We start from the raw sequence: 14,697 nt of genomic DNA, 5'->3' as shown, positions 1-14,697 counted from the left end.
TGCGCGGCACCCTGATCGATCAGGGTGCCGCGCATGTGCAGTGAAGCAACAAAAACATGGCTGCATCACGCTCCAGCGCTTTTAATTTTGCAGCGCTGCTTTCATAATCCGACCATTGGAAAACCTATGCTGACCTGGGACGAAGAAGTCAAGCCCTCATCGCAGAAACTCTTGGACGGCGGTCTGCAAAACAACCGCCCGGCGGAGTCGCCGTCCGCGCTTTCGCAAGCCGCTGCGGCACCCGCCGAAAGCCTGCCCACCGGCAGCACGCCCACCCCCTCTGCCCCGCCCGTCGACACCGTGCACCGCCGCGTGAATGCCGCCGACAAGCGCATCATCAACGGCCAGACCGACGTCAATCAGCTGGTGCCCTTCAAGTACAAGTGGGCCTGGGAAAAATACCTCGCCACCTGCGCCAACCACTGGATGCCGCAAGAGGTGAACATGACGCGCGACATCGCGTTGTGGAAAGACCCGAACGGCCTGACCGAAGACGAGCGCCGCATCATCAAGCGCAACCTCGGCTTCTTCGTGACCGCCGATTCGCTGGCCGCCAACAACATCGTGCTGGGCACGTACCGCCACATCACCGCGCCCGAATGCCGCCAGTTCCTGCTGCGCCAGGCCTTCGAGGAAGCGATCCACACGCACGCCTACCAGTACATCGTCGAATCGCTCGGCCTCGACGAGAGCGAGATCTTCAACGCGTACAACGAAGTCGCCTCCATCCGCAACAAGGACGAGTTCCTGATCCCCTTCATTGAGGCGATCATGGACCCCAACTTCAAGACCGGCACGCCCGAGACCGACCAGACGCTGCTCAAGTCGCTGATCGTGTTCGCCTGCCTGATGGAAGGCCTGTTCTTCTACGTCGGCTTCACGCAGATCCTCGCGCTCGGCCGCCAGAACAAGATGACCGGTGCCGCCGAGCAGTACCAGTACATCCTGCGCGACGAATCGATGCACTGCAACTTCGGCATCGACCTGATCAACCAGCTCAAGCTGGAGAACCCGCACCTGTGGACCGCGGAGTTCAAGGAAGAGATCAACGGCCTGTTCATGAAGGCCGTCGAGCTCGAGTACCAATACGCCGAAGACACCATGCCACGCGGCGTGCTGGGCATGAACGCCTCCATGTTCAAGGGCTACCTGCGCTACATCGCCAACCGCCGCGCCACGCAGATCGGCCTGGAGGCGCTGTTCCCCAACGAAGAAAACCCCTTCCCCTGGATGAGCGAGATGATCGACCTCAAGAAGGAGCGCAACTTCTTCGAGACCCGCGTCATCGAGTACCAGTCCGGCGGTGCACTGTCCTGGGATTAGCCTCCCGACACATTCCAGGCCATGCATTTTCATTCCACGTCCCAGACCGGCAGCGCTGCAAAGCCCTGCCGTGCGGGGCGTTCCCGTGTTCATGGCGATGGGACTCGTCCCATCGCCATGGATCGCTCCATGTCCAATGCAGGCGTGGAGTGCTCTTTGCAAATTGACCCAAGGAGAAAATGATGGCAACTGCGAAAAAGACCGCCGCCAAGAAGGCAGCACCCGCGAAGAAAGCCGCCGCCCCCGCTAAGAAGGCTGTGGTAGCGAAGAAGGCCGCCGCTCCGGCGAAGAAGGCAGCGCCCGCCAAGAAGGCCGCCGCCCCCGCCAAGAAGGTAACGGCTGCGAAGAAGGCAGCAGCACCGGCCAAGAAGGCCGCCGCTCCAGCGAAGAAGGCAGCGCCCGCCAAGAAGGCCGCCGCCCCCGCCAAGAAGGTGACGGCTGCGAAGAAGGCAGCAGCGCCGGCCAAGAAGGCCGCTGCTCCGGCCAAGAAAGCCGCAGCGCCAGCGAAGAAGGCAACGGCCGTGAAGAAGTCGGCTGCACCGGCCAAGAAGGCGGCTGCACCAGCGGCGAAGAAGGCCAGCGCCAAGCCAGCGACCGCGACCAAGAAGGCCGTGACGTCGGCGAAGAAGACCTCGGCCGCACCTGCTGCCAAGAAGCCTGCCGCAGCACCGGCCGCCAAGAAGGCCGCCGCGCCCAAGAAAGCCGCCAAGGCCCCTGCGCCCGCGCCTGCAGCCCAGACCACGCTGAACCCCCAGGCCGCCTGGCCCTTCCCTACGGGTGGCAAGCCGTAAGGCCCACGTCCACGGGAAGTCCCGCCAACCCGGTGCCCTGCACCGGGTTTTTTTATGCCTGCGTCGCGCGCGCAGCGTGCGGCGGCAGGCCTGTGCCCCTCGGCTTACTCGGGGTGGAAGTCGAGCACGTAGTTCTGCGGCCCGCGCTGCGCGATCTTGAGCGCGCCCATGCGGTTGCCCAGCGCGGCGCAGCGCACCAGGGGCCAGTCGCGCTCCAGCCCGAAGAGCAGCGCGCCCCGCCAGGCGTCACCGCAGCCGGTGGGGTCGACCACCTCGGCCGGCGCCGCGACCGGCACGTTGGTGCGCTCGCCGTTCTCCCACACGTCACAGCCCTCGGCGCCCAACGTGACGACGAGACCCCGCACCTTGCGGGAGATGTCCTGCAGGCTCCAGCCCGTGCGCTCGCACAGCATGCGGCCTTCGTAGTCGTTCACGGTGATCCACGTGGCCTGCTCGATGAACTGCGCCAGTTCCTGGCCGTTGAACATGGGCAGGCCCTGGCCCGGATCGAACACGAACGGAATGCCCGCCTCGACCAGTTGCGCGGCGTGCTGCAGCATGGCGTCGCGGCCATCGGGCGCGATGATGGCCAGGCGCACGTCGGGCTCGGCCACGATGCGCGAGCGGTGGGCCTGCATCATGGCACCGGGGTGGAAGGCCGTGATCTGGTTGTTGTCGCGGTCGGTCATGATCATCGCCTGGGCCGTGTAGAGGTCATCCACCTGCCCCACGTGGCGCGTGTCGATGGCCAGGCTGCGCAGGCGCTCCTGATAGCCGGCGCCGTCGCTACCCAGCATGGCCATGGGCACCGGATCGCCACCCAGCAGCTTCAGGCTGTAGGCGATGTTGCCGGCGCAGCCGCCGAAGTCCCGGCGCAGGGAAGGCACGAGGAACGAGACGTTCAGGATGTGCAACTGGTCCGGCAGTATCTGCTCGGCGAAGCGGCCCTCGAAAGTCATGATGGTGTCGAACGCCAGGGAACCGCAAATCAAGGCAGCCATAACAAATCCGGTGAAGAAGAAAAGATCCGAAGATCAGGGATAGAAAGCCAGAACACGGTAGCCGGAGACGCGCGCGCCGCCCGTGGCCACCACCATGGGCAAAGTGCCGCTCCATTCGCCACCGGGCGCGATCTCCGCGGGCGCCCCCAGGTCCTGGGGCTGCAGCACGCGGCGCAGCACCGGCCGGTCCTGCGTGTCGGTCAGCGTGAGCTCCACAGACGGCATGGCCACGGCAAAGCCGGCACGGCTCTTGATGGACAAGGCCAGCTGGTACGAGTCGCCCCGTCCCTTGTTAAAGGACGAGCTGTCGATCACCACCTCGGTGATGCGGCGCGGGGCGGCGATGGCGCATTGCAGCGGCACGCACAGCGCCTGGAGGACGGGCCGCGCACCCGGGTACTGCGATGCCAGCCGGTCGCGCTCCTGCACAGCCATCTGCAGGCCGAGGCCTGCGGCCAGGGCCATCAGCAGCACGGCCAGGCCGGCCCGCACCGCCGGCTTGCCCCAGAAGGCCTTGCGGCGCGCGGCGCGCATGAAGCCCGGCTCATCAGCGGCCGTGGCATGCGCCGCATCGTCGTCCTCGTCCTCGTCCTCGTCCTCGTCCTCGTCCTCGTCCTCGTCATCGTCTTTCGCCGGCGAGTGCAGCGGCAGGCGGTGAACGGAAGGCTGCGCACCGGCCTGGGCCGCGGAGGCGATGGCCGCTTCTGCCGGCAACGCCACCACGCCTTCCAGCCCACCACCGGCCTGCGTGGCGATGGCCACCGGATCGGTGTCGGCATCGATGGCTTCCAGGGCCATGTCCATGGCCACCGCCTTGGCGATGGCATCGTCGGTCGAAGCCTGCCGCCCATGGCCATCCGGCACATCGGCGGCGGCTAGCAGCGGCCCGTCGTCCAGATCGTCGGGCCATTCCGAATCGCGCAACTCCGCGAAGGGCAGTTCATAGCCTGCTGGCTCGGGTGGCGTTGCGCTGCGCGCGCGCCCTGCCGCAGCCGCTTCATCCTGCGGGGTTGTCGGGGCGGCGGGCACCGCACCGATGGGCCGTTCAGCGGCGGGCACCGATCCCGGCAAGGACCATCCCGATGGCAATGGAGGTAGAACGGGCTTGGCCGGCGCGGCAGTGGAATCCGTTGCCCTCGAGCGGGTTCGCCAAACCAGCGGAGACGCAGGCTCCAGGCTCCAGTCGGGGGGCGGCTCCACGCCCGGCGACGCCAGCGGCCGCGCCGTGAGATAGCTCGGCACCGGCGGCGGCTCCGGCACCTCCAGTGGCGCGGGCGGGGCGGGGTCGTCCATCGGCAGCGGTGCGATTGGCGCTGGCGTTGGGGGGAATGAATGTGGCGGAGCCAGGGTCCCAGAGACGGCGGGCCCGCGTGGCACGCCGGGCGCGGGTGGTGTCGGAGAGGGTTGGGGCACGCTCGCCGCGCCAGCGCCCCAGGCCCGTTCGGCAGGCGCCGGCGGCCGCACGGCCGCGCGCGGAGCGTCGGGAATGGCCATCTCCGGCAGCAGGTCCTGCGACGCCGAGCGCACCAGATGGGCCGCCGCATCGAAGACCTCCTTGCACTGCCCGCACCGCACCCACCCATCGGAAATGCGCAACTGGTCCGCGACGACCTTGAAGGTCGTGCCGCAGGCGGGGCAGCGTGTGATCTGGCTCATCGGCTCGGGATTGTAGGTGGGCGCCATGCCCGCCCGAAGGGCGGCACGGCCCTGCCCGTCACCGCGCGGCCACCATCAGGATCCAGCCCTCCTGCGTGTCGGCCACCTCCAGGGGCAGCCACGGCGCATAGGCCTCTTTCAGCTCGTCGGCCTGGCGCTCCAGGATGCCGGCCAGCACCAGATGGCCTCCGGCCGCCACATGCGCGCACAGCAGCGGCGCAAGCACCTTGAGGGGTGTGGCGAGGATGTTGGCCAGCACCGTCTGGTAGATGCCGCTGGCCTGGTCGGGCAGGCCCGCCTTCAGCGCCACGCCGTTGGCCTCGGCGTTCAAACGCGTGGACTCCACGGCCGCCGGATCGATGTCCACGGCATCGACATCCGTCGCACCGAACTTGGCGGCGCCGATGGCCAGGATGCCGGAGCCGCAGCCATAGTCGAGCACGCGGCCCAGCGGGTTGCCGCTGGTGCCGTGCGGCGCACCATTCGCCGCGATCCACCGCAGGCACATGCGCGTGGTGGGGTGCGTGCCGGTGCCGAACGCCAGGCCGGGATCGAGCCGGATGCTGCGGGTGGCCTGGGCTGGCAACTCGTGCCAGGTGGGCACGATCCAAAAATCCGGCGTGATGTCCACCGGTGCGAACTGCGATTGCGTGAGGCGCACCCAGTCCTGCTCGGGCACGGTGGCCACGCCCAGCACGCGGCAGCCCTCGAAGAAGTCCTGCACCTCCAGCAAGGCCCGCGCCTCCTGCGCTTCGGCTTCGTTCTGGAACAGCGCCACCACGCGGCTGCGCTGCCAGCCGTCCTTGGGCGGCGGCATGCCGGGCTCTCCGAACAGCGCCTGCTCGGCATCGGTCTGCGCGTCGGCATCCTCGACCGACACGCTCAGCGCCTGCAGCGCATCGAGCGCATCGCTCAGGGACTCGACCCGGTCTTCGGGGCACATCAGGCTCAGCTCAAACATGGGAGACCTCCGGGAGAAAACGAAAATGCTGGCACCCGTTGCCAGGTGCCAGCATGCAAAACCACCACGCGCGGCGATCTCAGCGCTTGTGCTGCGACAGCCACTCTTCCAGGTAATGGATGTTGGTGCCGCCCGCCACGAACTTGGCGTCCACCATCAGCTCGCGGTGCAGCGGCACGTTGGTGTTGATGCCCTCGATCACGGTTTCGGACAGCGCCGTGCGCATGCGGGCCAGCGCCTGCTCGCGCGTGTCGCCATGCACGATGATCTTTCCGATCATCGAGTCGTAGTTCGGCGGCACGTAGTAGTTGGTGTAGGCGTGCGAATCGACGCGCACGCCCGGGCCGCCCGGCGCATGCCACATGGTGATGCGGCCTGGCGAGGGGATGAACTTGTACGGGTCCTCGGCGTTCACGCGGCATTCGATGGCGTGGCCGCGGATTTCGATCTGGCGCTGGGTGAAGGGCAGCTTCTCGCCGGCGGCGACCATGATCTGCGTCTTCACGATGTCCACGCCCGTGATCCATTCGGTCACCGGGTGCTCCACCTGCACGCGGGTGTTCATCTCGATGAAGTAGAACTCGCCGTTTTCATACAGGAACTCGAACGTGCCCGCACCGCGGTAGCCGATCTTCTTGCAGGCGGCCACGCAACGCTCGCCGATCTTCTCGATCAGCTTGCGCGGGATGCCGGGCGCCGGTGCCTCCTCGATCACCTTCTGGTGGCGGCGCTGCATGGAGCAGTCGCGCTCGCCCAGATAGACCGCATTGCGGTGCTTGTCCGCGAGGATCTGGATTTCAATGTGGCGCGGGTTCTGGAGGAACTTCTCCATGTACACGGCCGGATTGCCGAACGCCGCGCCGGCCTCGGCCTTGGTCATCTGCACCGCGTTGACGAGCGCCGCCTCGGTGTGCACCACGCGCATGCCGCGCCCGCCGCCGCCGCCCGCGGCCTTGATGATGACGGGATAGCCCACCGCCTTGGCGATGCGGCGGATCTGCACCGGGTCTTCCGGCAGCTCGCCTTCGGAGCCGGGCACGCAGGGCACGCCCGCGCGGATCATGGCCTGCTTGGCCGAGACCTTGTCACCCATGGTGCGGATCGACTCGGGCGTGGGGCCGATGAACTGGAAGCCGCTCTTTTCCACCCGCTCGGCGAAGTCGGCGTTCTCGGACAGGAAGCCGTAGCCGGGGTGGATGGCCTCCGCATCGGTCACCTCGGCGGCCGAGATGATGGCGGGCATGTTGAGGTAGGACAGCGGCGAGGGCGCGGGGCCGATGCACACCGCCTCTTCGGCCAGCTTCACGTACTTGGCATCGCGATCCGCCTCGGAATACACCATGACGGCCTTGACGCCGAGTTCACGGCAGGCGCGCTGGATGCGCAATGCGATTTCGCCGCGATTGGCAACGAGGATTTTCTTAAACATAGGTTTCTTCGCGGCTCATCACCCATGCGCGGGCGCATGCGAGTGCGGTTGGCGTGGCCTTGCCCGGGGCAAGACGGCCGGCACCGGCGACGAGGATTTTCTGAAACATGGACGTTCCCTGGCGCCCGGCAACGAGGCCGGCGCGCCCGACAAGGACCGAGGAAGACATGCGCAATTTATTCGATCACGAACAGGGGCTGCCCGTATTCCACCGCCTGGCCGTTCTCTCCCAGGATGCGGGTGACGGTGCCGGACTTGTCGGCCTCGATCTCGTTGAGGATCTTCATGGCCTCGATGATGCAGATCGTCTCGCCTTCCTTGACCTGGCTGCCCACTTCGACGAACGACTTGGCGCCCGGGCTGGAAGCACGGTAGAACGTGCCCACCATGGGCGACTTCACGATGTGGCCGGTCGGGGCGGCCGGAGCGGGCAGTTCGGCCACCGGCGCTGCGGCAGCCGCCGCGGGGGCCGGGGCCTGCTGGGCGGGTGCTGCCACATATTGCTGGACCACCGCACCGCCGCTCTTGACGATGCGGACCTTGCCTTCTGCCTCGGTGATCTCGAGTTCTGACACATTCGACTCGGACACGAGGTCGATCAAGGTCTTGAGTTTTCGCAAATCCATGGGGAACTCCAACGCCAAAAACAAAATAGGGCGCGAATTTACCCCAAATTCGACCTATGGCCGGTATTTGGGCGCAAATTCATTGATCTTCGCGGTGGATTGCAGACCGCTATCCCAGGGAAGCCCATTGGGTGAGGTCTTCTGCGGTGACCTGGCCCATTTTACGGTGCACGATGCTGCCATCTGCGCCCATCAGCACGCTGAAAGGCAGGCCTCCAGTGAGATTGCCCAGCGAACGGCCCAGTTCGGTGCCCGAAAGCCCCGCCAGTCCCACCGGGAAATCCAGCGGCAGGCGCCCCAGGAACTGCCTCACGGACGAGGGCTGGTCGATCGCCAGGCCCACGACTTGCCAGCCTTTGGCGGCATGTTCCCGGTAGAAGGCATTTAAAAGCGGCAGCTCGTCCACGCAGGGCGGGCACCACGTGGCCCAGAAGTTCACCAGGAGCGGCTTGCCGCGAAAACGCTCCATCGCCAAGGGCTCGCCGCCCGAGGGCGCCTCGAATTGTTGGGTCCACAGGGCCGCTTCGGCGCCGGACAGCACCGCGTGCGGCTGGAACCGCCACCACGCCAGCCCTGCGCCGCCCAGCCCGGCGGCGGCGGCCACGCCGGCATACGCCATCAGCCTGCGGCGCGAAGCCTGGGGCGCAGCATCGGACCCGGCCGCGGGGGCTGGGTGGGTGTCCGGTGGGGACAAAGGGGTGCCCGTATCGGAGGGCGGTGACACATTCATTCGGGAGGGCTTTCCAACAGCTTGCGCACGGCGCGAATGTCTCCGCGCGGTGCCCGGCCCCGCGCATCGGGGCGCAATGCGCCGCGCAGGTCATCCAGGTCATAGATCAAAAGGTGCACGCCGATCATCTCGCCCAGCACCGGCGAATGGCTGGACAGGCTCAATGCCTCGACCGACTCGCCATGGAAGCCGGTGACGGTGCGCGGCTCGTAGTCCACATGGTGGTCGATCAGCGCGATCTCGGCAGATTTGCAGTCGTCGCAGAACAACTGCAGATAAATGTCGGACAGCCGGGTCGCCGTGCCATGCCACACCGCTCCGCCCAAGTGCGGGCGAAACGTCTCCATGCGCTCCATCCAGATCAGCGCCAGCTGCCGCAGCGCGAGCAATTCCTGGGGCTGGGTGTCGGCACAGAACAGGCCGATGTACTCGCGCACGGCGTCCTCGATCAGATCGTTGTCGGGCAGCGGTGTGCGGGTGGGCAGGCCCAGTTGGCGAACGGCCCGGCGTTTGGCCGGGCCCCATTCCAGGCCTTCTTCGACGACCATGCGGGCCGCGGCGTTGGCGATCTCGGTGGCGAGGGCGTTTGGCATGGCGGCGATCGGGTGGGGGGAAGGGTCCATTGTGGCCTCAATGCAAGAAGGCGGCCCGGGAAAACGCCCGCATCCGGCAGGGGCATGGTGCACCCCATCGTGGAGCTTGCTATTGAAAATGTAGCTATCAAGGCAAGAGGGATGTGCGCGGGCGGCCCTGCAGCCCTGGAACCTTAGAATCTGCGCCCATGCATATTCACATTCTGGGCATCTGCGGCACGTTCATGGGGGGCCTGGCGGCACTGGCGCGCGAAGCAGGCCACAAGGTCACCGGCTGCGACGCCAGCGTGTACCCCCCGATGAGCGACCAGTTGCGCGCCTTAGGGATCGAACTGATCGAAGGCTACGGCGCGGACCAGATGGCGCTGGCGCCCGATGCGTTCGTGATCGGCAACGTGGTCAGCCGGGCGCGCCTGCCCGGCGGCACGCCGAAATTCCCCCTGATGGAGGCCATCCTCGACGCCGGTGCCGCCTACACCAGCGGCCCCCAGTGGCTTGCCGAGCACGTGCTGCAGGGCCGGCACGTGCTGGCCGTGGCGGGCACCCACGGCAAGACGACCACCACGTCGATGCTGGCCTGGGTTCTGGAATGCGCGGGCCTGCAGCCCGGCTTCCTGGTGGGCGGCGTGCCGCTGGATTTCGGCGTCTCGGCCCGGCTGGGCGCCGCGCGCCGTCCGGTGCCCGGCCCGGGCGTGGCGGGCGATGCGCCCGTGTTCGTGATCGAGGCGGACGAATACGACACCGCGTTCTTCGACAAGCGCAGCAAGTTCGTGCACTACCGCCCCCGCACCGCGGTGCTGAACAACCTGGAATTCGACCACGCGGACATCTTCGACGACCTGCCGGCCATCGAGCGGCAGTTCCACCACCTGGTGCGCACGGTGCCGCCCTCGGGCCGCGTGGTGGTCAACGGGCTGGAGGAAAGCCTGGCCCGCGTGCTGCATGCCGGCTGCTGGAGCGAGGTGGCGAGCTTCGGCGCGCTGGTGAGCGACTTCACGGCCCAGGGCGAGCCGCACGCCTTCGATGTGCTCCACCAGGGCCGGACCGTGGCCCGCGTGGAATGGGCGCTGACCGGGGTGCACAACCAGTTGAATGCGCTGGCCGCCATCGCCGCCGCCCACCACGTGGGCGTGGCGCCGGCAGAGGCCGGCCGTGCACTGGCGCGGTTCCAGAACGTGAAGCGGCGCATGGAACTGCGCGGCACCGTGCACGGCATCGCGGTGTACGACGACTTCGCCCACCACCCGACCGCCCTGCGCACCACGCTGGACGGCCTGCGCCGCAGCGTGGGCCCGGCGGCGCGCATCCTCGCGGCATTCGAGCCGCGCAGCAACACCATGAAGCTGGGCACCATGAAATCGCAGCTGCCCTGGGCGCTGGAGCCGGCCGACCTAGCGTTCTGCCACACCGCCGGCCTGGACTGGGACGCGGCCCAGGTGCTCGCGCCGCTGGGCGACAAGGCCCGGACGGCGGCGGACATCGGCACGCTGATCGGACAGATCACCCAGGCGGCCCGGCCGGGCGATCACATCGTGTGCATGAGCAATGGCAGCTTCGGCGGCATCCACGGCAAGCTCATTGATTCGCTATCAAAATAATAGCAATATGCCCTAGAAGAATATGCACTGAAAGCCGATTCGGCCGATAGCGCAGAAGGCGACCCTCCGCCCCTCTTCAATACGTCACGGCCATGGCCGGGACATCCACCCGCACGATCGGGCGGGCCAGTGCGGCGCTGGCAGCCTCGGCGAACTGCCGGCCCCATTGCGCATCGGCCAGCAGCGGGGCCCCGGCGGCCTGTGCCACCGTGAGCACCTTGTCGGCCAGCAGCACCTTGCCGCTGGCCCGCAGGGGCTCGCACTCCAGGCTGATGAACGCCTCGTCCAGCCAGCGGCGGGCGTCTTCATTGCTCAAAGGCTGCGAGCCTTCCAGGTCGAAACGGAATTCCTGGCCCGGCGCCAGGGTGATCGAGACTTCTCTGCGCATGGATTGTTTTCCTGGTTGAGGTGGGGCCAAGGCCGGCCACGCAAGCCGATGCCCGCGGCGGGGCCATCGAGCTTACATCGCACGCCGCTGCCCCGGTCCCTGGTTTTCAGCGGGCGCGGCGGGCGGCCACGGCCGCCGACAGGTCGGCCAGCGCCGACAGCGAATCGTCCCAGCCCAGGCAGGCATCGGTGATGCTCTTGCCGTACTCCAGGGCGCCCGGCTGGTCCTTGCCCGGCGTGAATTTCTGAGCACCGGCAGTCAGGTGGCTCTCGATCATCACGCCGAACACGCAGCGCGAGCCGCCCGCGATCTGCGCGCCGATCTCGCGCGCCACGTCGCGCTGCTTTTCGTGCTGCTTGCTGCTGTTGGCATGGCTGCAATCCACCATCAGCGTGGCGGGCAGCTTGGCGGCCTCCAGGTCCTGGCAGGCCGCGGCGACGCTGGCCGCGTCGTAGTTCGGCGCCTTGCCGCCGCGCAGGATCACGTGGCAGTCGGGATTGCCCTGCGTGTTGACGATGGCCACCTGCCCATTCTTGTGCACCGACAGGAAGTGGTGGCCGCGGCTGGCGGACTGGATCGCGTCGGTGGCGATGCGGATGTTGCCGTCCGTGCCGTTCTTGAAGCCGATGGGCGCCGACAGGCCCGAGGCCAGTTCGCGGTGCACCTGGCTTTCGGTGGTGCGCGCGCCGATGGCGCCCCAGCTGATGAGGTCGCCGATGTACTGGGGCGAGATCACGTCCAGGAACTCGCTGCCGGCCGGCACGCCCATGCGGTTGATGTCGATGAGCAGCTGGCGCGCGATGCGCAGGCCTTCGTCGATGCGGTAGCTCTCGTCCAGGTACGGATCGTTGATCAGCCCCTTCCAGCCCACCGTGGTGCGGGGCTTCTCGAAGTACACGCGCATCACGATCTCCAGCGTGTCGGCGTACTGCTCGCGCACCGCCTTCAGGCGCCGCGCGTATTCCAGCGCGGCGGCCGGGTCGTGGATGGAGCAGGGGCCGATCACCACCAGCAGGCGGTCGTCCCGGCCCGCCATGATGTCCTGGATGCCGCGCCGCGTGCGCGTGATCAGGGATTCCACCGCCGTTCCCCGGATGGGGAAGAAGCGGATCAGATGTTCTGGAGGGGGCAACACGGTGATGTCCTTGATACGTTCGTCGTCGGTCTGGCTGGTCTTCTCGACGTCGCGGTACCAGGCATCGCTGGTGGGGTTGGCAGTGGCCGTCATGGTTGCGTCCTCGTGGGTTGGATCGGAAAAAAGGGGGAGCGGAAAACAAAAAACCGCCGGGCTTTTCAGCTTCGGCGGTTTCTAGAGGAGGGGGCTCGGGTGGTTGCGCGCTGACCTCTCATCCGCCTGGGACAGAGAAGTAAAACCAAAAATAAAACGCGCTACGCACTTGCATCGGTGGCAATGTAACACCGATTTTTGCGCCGCAACATCCCCGGCGCGTTGCAGCGCTGCCACAAGCGGGGTGCCGCGCTTTCATCGCCCACGCCCCGCCAACCAGCGGCGCAGGCGCGCCAGCATCGAGCGCCGCCGGGCCGCGGCGGGCTCTGGAGAAGGCTCGCTGAGCATCGCCCCGCCCTGCTCGTACATGTCGATGACCAGCATCGCCTCGCCCAGGGTGCGCCAGGCCAGGCGCTCGAACGCATCGAAGCAGGCCGGCTCGCTGCGGCTTTGGCGGGTCAGTGCCTGGTGCCAGATCTCGATGGCATCGCGCAGGTCTTTCAGGGCCTGCTGGTAGGCCCCCAGCTCGTAGAGCGCATGCCAGGCGGAGCCCAGCCCGGTGAGGAAGAACTGGTGCTCGCGCGCGGCGCGCTTCAGGTGCTCCAGGCTCCAGAAGATGGCGGAGGGATCGGCGCAGGCGCGGCGCAGGTGCGCCGCATCTTCGATGAGCGCGGACAGCGACGTCAGCGCATCGCGGAACTGGCGGGACTCCTCATCGGCCACGCCTTCGCGCAGCAGCCGGCTCACATCGCCGAACGACTGTGCGGTGTTCAGCAGTTGGCTGGACGACGGGTCAGGCATGGTGGGTGCACGCCTGGAAGGTCCGTCGCCGCCCGGGGCCTTATGCGGTGCCGCCGACCGTCAGGCCGTCGATGCGCAGCGTGGGCTGGCCCACGCCGACCGGCACGCTCTGGCCTTCCTTGCCGCAGGTGCCCACGCCGCTGTCGAGCGCCATGTCGTTGCCGATGAGCGTCACCTTCTTGAGGGATTCCGGACCGCTGCCGACGATGGTCGCGCCCTTGACCGGATACAGGATCTTGCCGTTCTCGACCCAATACGCTTCGCTGGCCGAGAACACGAACTTGCCGCTGGTGATGTCCACCTGGCCGCCGCCGAAGTTGGTGGCGTAGAGGCCGCGCTTCATGCTCGCGACGATCTCCGCCGGGTCCTTGTCGCCGCCCAGCATGTAGGTGTTGGTCATGCGGGGCATGGGAATGTGCGCGTAGCTCTCGCGCCGGCCGTTGCCGGTGGGCGCCACGCCCGAAAGGCGCGCGTTCATCGAATCCTGGATGTAGCCCTTGAGGATGCCGTCCTCGATGAGCACGTTGCGCTGGCTGGCGTGGCCTTCGTCGTCCACGTTGAGCGAGCCGCGGCGGTCGGCCAGGGTGCCGTCGTCCAGCACCGTCACGCCCTTGGCCGCCACGCGCTGGCCGATGCGACCGCTGAAGGCGCTCGAGCCCTTGCGGTTGAAATCGCCCTCCAGCCCGTGGCCCACGGCCTCGTGCAGCAGCACGCCAGGCCACCCGGGGCCGAGCACCACGGTCATCTCGCCCGCGGGCGCAGGGCGCGACTCCAGATTGACGAGGGCGGCGTTCACGGCCTCATCGACGTACTGGGTGATCTGCGCATCATCGAAATAGGCCAGGCCAAAGCGCCCTCCCCCGCCAACCGAGCCCACCTCGCGGCGGCCGGCCTGCTCGGCGATCACGGTGACAGACAGGCGCACCAGCGGGCGCACGTCGGCAGCCAGCGTGCCGTCGGAGCGCGCCACCAGCACCACGTCGTATTCGCTGGCCAGGCCCGCCATCACCTGGGCCACGCGCGGGTCCTTGGCGCGGGCCTGCTGCTCCACCTTTTCCAGCAGCGCCACCTTGGCCGTGCTGTCCAGCGACGCGATGGGATCGGTGCCGGGATAGAGCGATCGGCTGGCGGAGATCTTCTTGAGCGAGATCTTCGCCCGCTTTTCCTGAGAGGCCGCCGAGATCGCCCGCACGGTGCGGGCGGCATCGAGCAAGGAGGCCTCGGAGATGTCGTCGGAATACGCGAAGGCCGTCTTCTCGCCGCTCACGGCCCGCACACCGACGCCCTGGTCGATGCTGAACGAACCGGTCTTGACGATGCCTTCTTCCAGGCTCCATCCCTCGCTGCGGGTGTATTGGAAATACAGGTCGGCATCGTCCACTTGATGGGCCCGGATGTCGGCGAGCGCGCGCGCCAGATGGGTTTCGTCGAGGCCGAAAGGCTCCAGGAGCAGGCGGCGGGCGACGGACAGGCGTTCGATGGTGGGTTCGCGGGAGATCATGGGCGGATTCTAGAAGCCTTGGTGCCTGCCGGCATGGCGCTTTGCAAGCATCCCACCCGGCGGCGCGGCCA

At 67.5% G+C, this 14,697-nt stretch carries 15 protein-coding genes; 3 read left to right on the top strand and 12 right to left on the bottom strand.

The window, feature by feature from the left end:
* Positions 1-126: 126 nt before the first annotated feature.
* The gene (locus tag AVTE2539_RS00720; RefSeq protein WP_284408009.1) at positions 127-1,323 is read left to right on the top strand and encodes a ribonucleotide-diphosphate reductase subunit beta; all 1,197 of its coding nucleotides are present in this window, start codon (positions 127-129) and stop codon (positions 1,321-1,323) included.
* Positions 1,324-1,505: 182 nt separating this feature from the next.
* Entirely contained in the window at positions 1,506-2,114 is a 609-nt protein-coding gene (locus AVTE2539_RS00715; RefSeq protein ID WP_284393101.1) for a histone, read from the top strand.
* A 104-nt stretch (positions 2,115-2,218) separates the two neighbouring features.
* Here AVTE2539_RS00715 and AVTE2539_RS00710 read toward each other — a convergent pair whose 3' ends face one another.
* From AVTE2539_RS00710 to AVTE2539_RS00675, 8 genes are all read right to left on the bottom strand, one after another.
* Complete coding sequence (locus AVTE2539_RS00710; protein ID WP_284405300.1) at positions 2,219-3,115, bottom strand: carbohydrate kinase family protein; 897 nt, start codon at positions 3,113-3,115, stop codon at positions 2,219-2,221.
* Positions 3,116-3,148: 33 nt separating this feature from the next.
* A complete protein-coding gene (locus AVTE2539_RS00705; RefSeq protein ID WP_284408008.1) occupies positions 3,149-4,771 on the bottom strand; it encodes a DUF3426 domain-containing protein in 1,623 nt (540 codons plus the stop codon).
* A 58-nt stretch (positions 4,772-4,829) separates the two neighbouring features.
* Positions 4,830-5,732 carry a 50S ribosomal protein L11 methyltransferase gene (gene prmA, locus AVTE2539_RS00700; RefSeq protein WP_284408007.1) on the bottom strand — a complete coding sequence of 301 codons (903 nt, stop codon included), beginning with the start codon at positions 5,730-5,732 and terminating at the stop codon, positions 4,830-4,832.
* A 79-nt stretch (positions 5,733-5,811) separates the two neighbouring features.
* Positions 5,812-7,161 carry an acetyl-CoA carboxylase biotin carboxylase subunit gene (accC, locus tag AVTE2539_RS00695; RefSeq protein WP_284393093.1) on the bottom strand — a complete coding sequence of 450 codons (1,350 nt, stop codon included), beginning with the start codon at positions 7,159-7,161 and terminating at the stop codon, positions 5,812-5,814.
* The gene (locus AVTE2539_RS00690; RefSeq protein ID WP_272567275.1) at positions 7,154-7,330 is read right to left on the bottom strand and encodes a hypothetical protein; all 177 of its coding nucleotides are present in this window, start codon (positions 7,328-7,330) and stop codon (positions 7,154-7,156) included. The genes accC and AVTE2539_RS00690 overlap by 8 nt, the downstream gene beginning before the upstream one ends.
* Before the next feature lie 7 nt (positions 7,331-7,337).
* Positions 7,338-7,787, bottom strand: coding sequence for an acetyl-CoA carboxylase biotin carboxyl carrier protein (accB, locus tag AVTE2539_RS00685; protein WP_272567273.1), 450 nt, complete (start codon positions 7,785-7,787; stop codon positions 7,338-7,340).
* Between the two features lie 109 nt (positions 7,788-7,896).
* On the bottom strand, positions 7,897-8,517 hold the full coding sequence (locus tag AVTE2539_RS00680) for a TlpA disulfide reductase family protein (RefSeq protein ID WP_502868845.1): 621 nt from the start codon (positions 8,515-8,517) through the stop codon (positions 7,897-7,899).
* Positions 8,514-9,110, bottom strand: a complete 597-nt coding sequence (locus AVTE2539_RS00675) for a hypothetical protein (protein WP_272567267.1) — start codon at positions 9,108-9,110, stop codon at positions 8,514-8,516. The genes AVTE2539_RS00680 and AVTE2539_RS00675 overlap by 4 nt, the downstream gene beginning before the upstream one ends.
* Positions 9,111-9,298: 188 nt before the next feature.
* On the opposite strand from AVTE2539_RS00675, the gene mpl reads away from it, so the two are divergent.
* Positions 9,299-10,708, top strand: a complete 1,410-nt coding sequence (mpl, locus tag AVTE2539_RS00670; protein ID WP_284408006.1) for a UDP-N-acetylmuramate:L-alanyl-gamma-D-glutamyl-meso-diaminopimelate ligase — start codon at positions 9,299-9,301, stop codon at positions 10,706-10,708.
* Positions 10,709-10,784: 76 nt separating this feature from the next.
* Here the strand turns inward: mpl and AVTE2539_RS00665 are convergent, their stop codons facing one another.
* From AVTE2539_RS00665 to tldD, 4 genes are all read right to left on the bottom strand, one after another.
* Positions 10,785-11,096: a hypothetical protein gene (locus AVTE2539_RS00665; protein WP_284393083.1), complete on the bottom strand. Its 312-nt coding sequence runs from the start codon at positions 11,094-11,096 to the stop codon at positions 10,785-10,787.
* Between the two features lie 106 nt (positions 11,097-11,202).
* Positions 11,203-12,324: a 3-deoxy-7-phosphoheptulonate synthase gene (locus AVTE2539_RS00660; RefSeq protein WP_272567259.1), complete on the bottom strand. Its 1,122-nt coding sequence runs from the start codon at positions 12,322-12,324 to the stop codon at positions 11,203-11,205.
* Positions 12,325-12,579: 255 nt separating this feature from the next.
* Positions 12,580-13,125, bottom strand: coding sequence for a hypothetical protein (locus tag AVTE2539_RS00655; RefSeq protein ID WP_284408005.1), 546 nt, complete (start codon positions 13,123-13,125; stop codon positions 12,580-12,582).
* A gap of 40 nt (positions 13,126-13,165) precedes the next feature.
* Complete coding sequence (tldD, locus tag AVTE2539_RS00650) at positions 13,166-14,626, bottom strand: metalloprotease TldD (protein ID WP_284408004.1); 1,461 nt, start codon at positions 14,624-14,626, stop codon at positions 13,166-13,168.
* Positions 14,627-14,697: the final 71 nt, after the last annotated feature.

The sequence above is a fragment of the Acidovorax sp. SUPP2539 genome, from assembly GCF_030158975.1.
Taxonomy (GTDB): Bacteria; Pseudomonadota; Gammaproteobacteria; order Burkholderiales; family Burkholderiaceae_C; genus Paracidovorax.
This window is presented reverse-complemented; position numbering and strand designations above follow the sequence as displayed.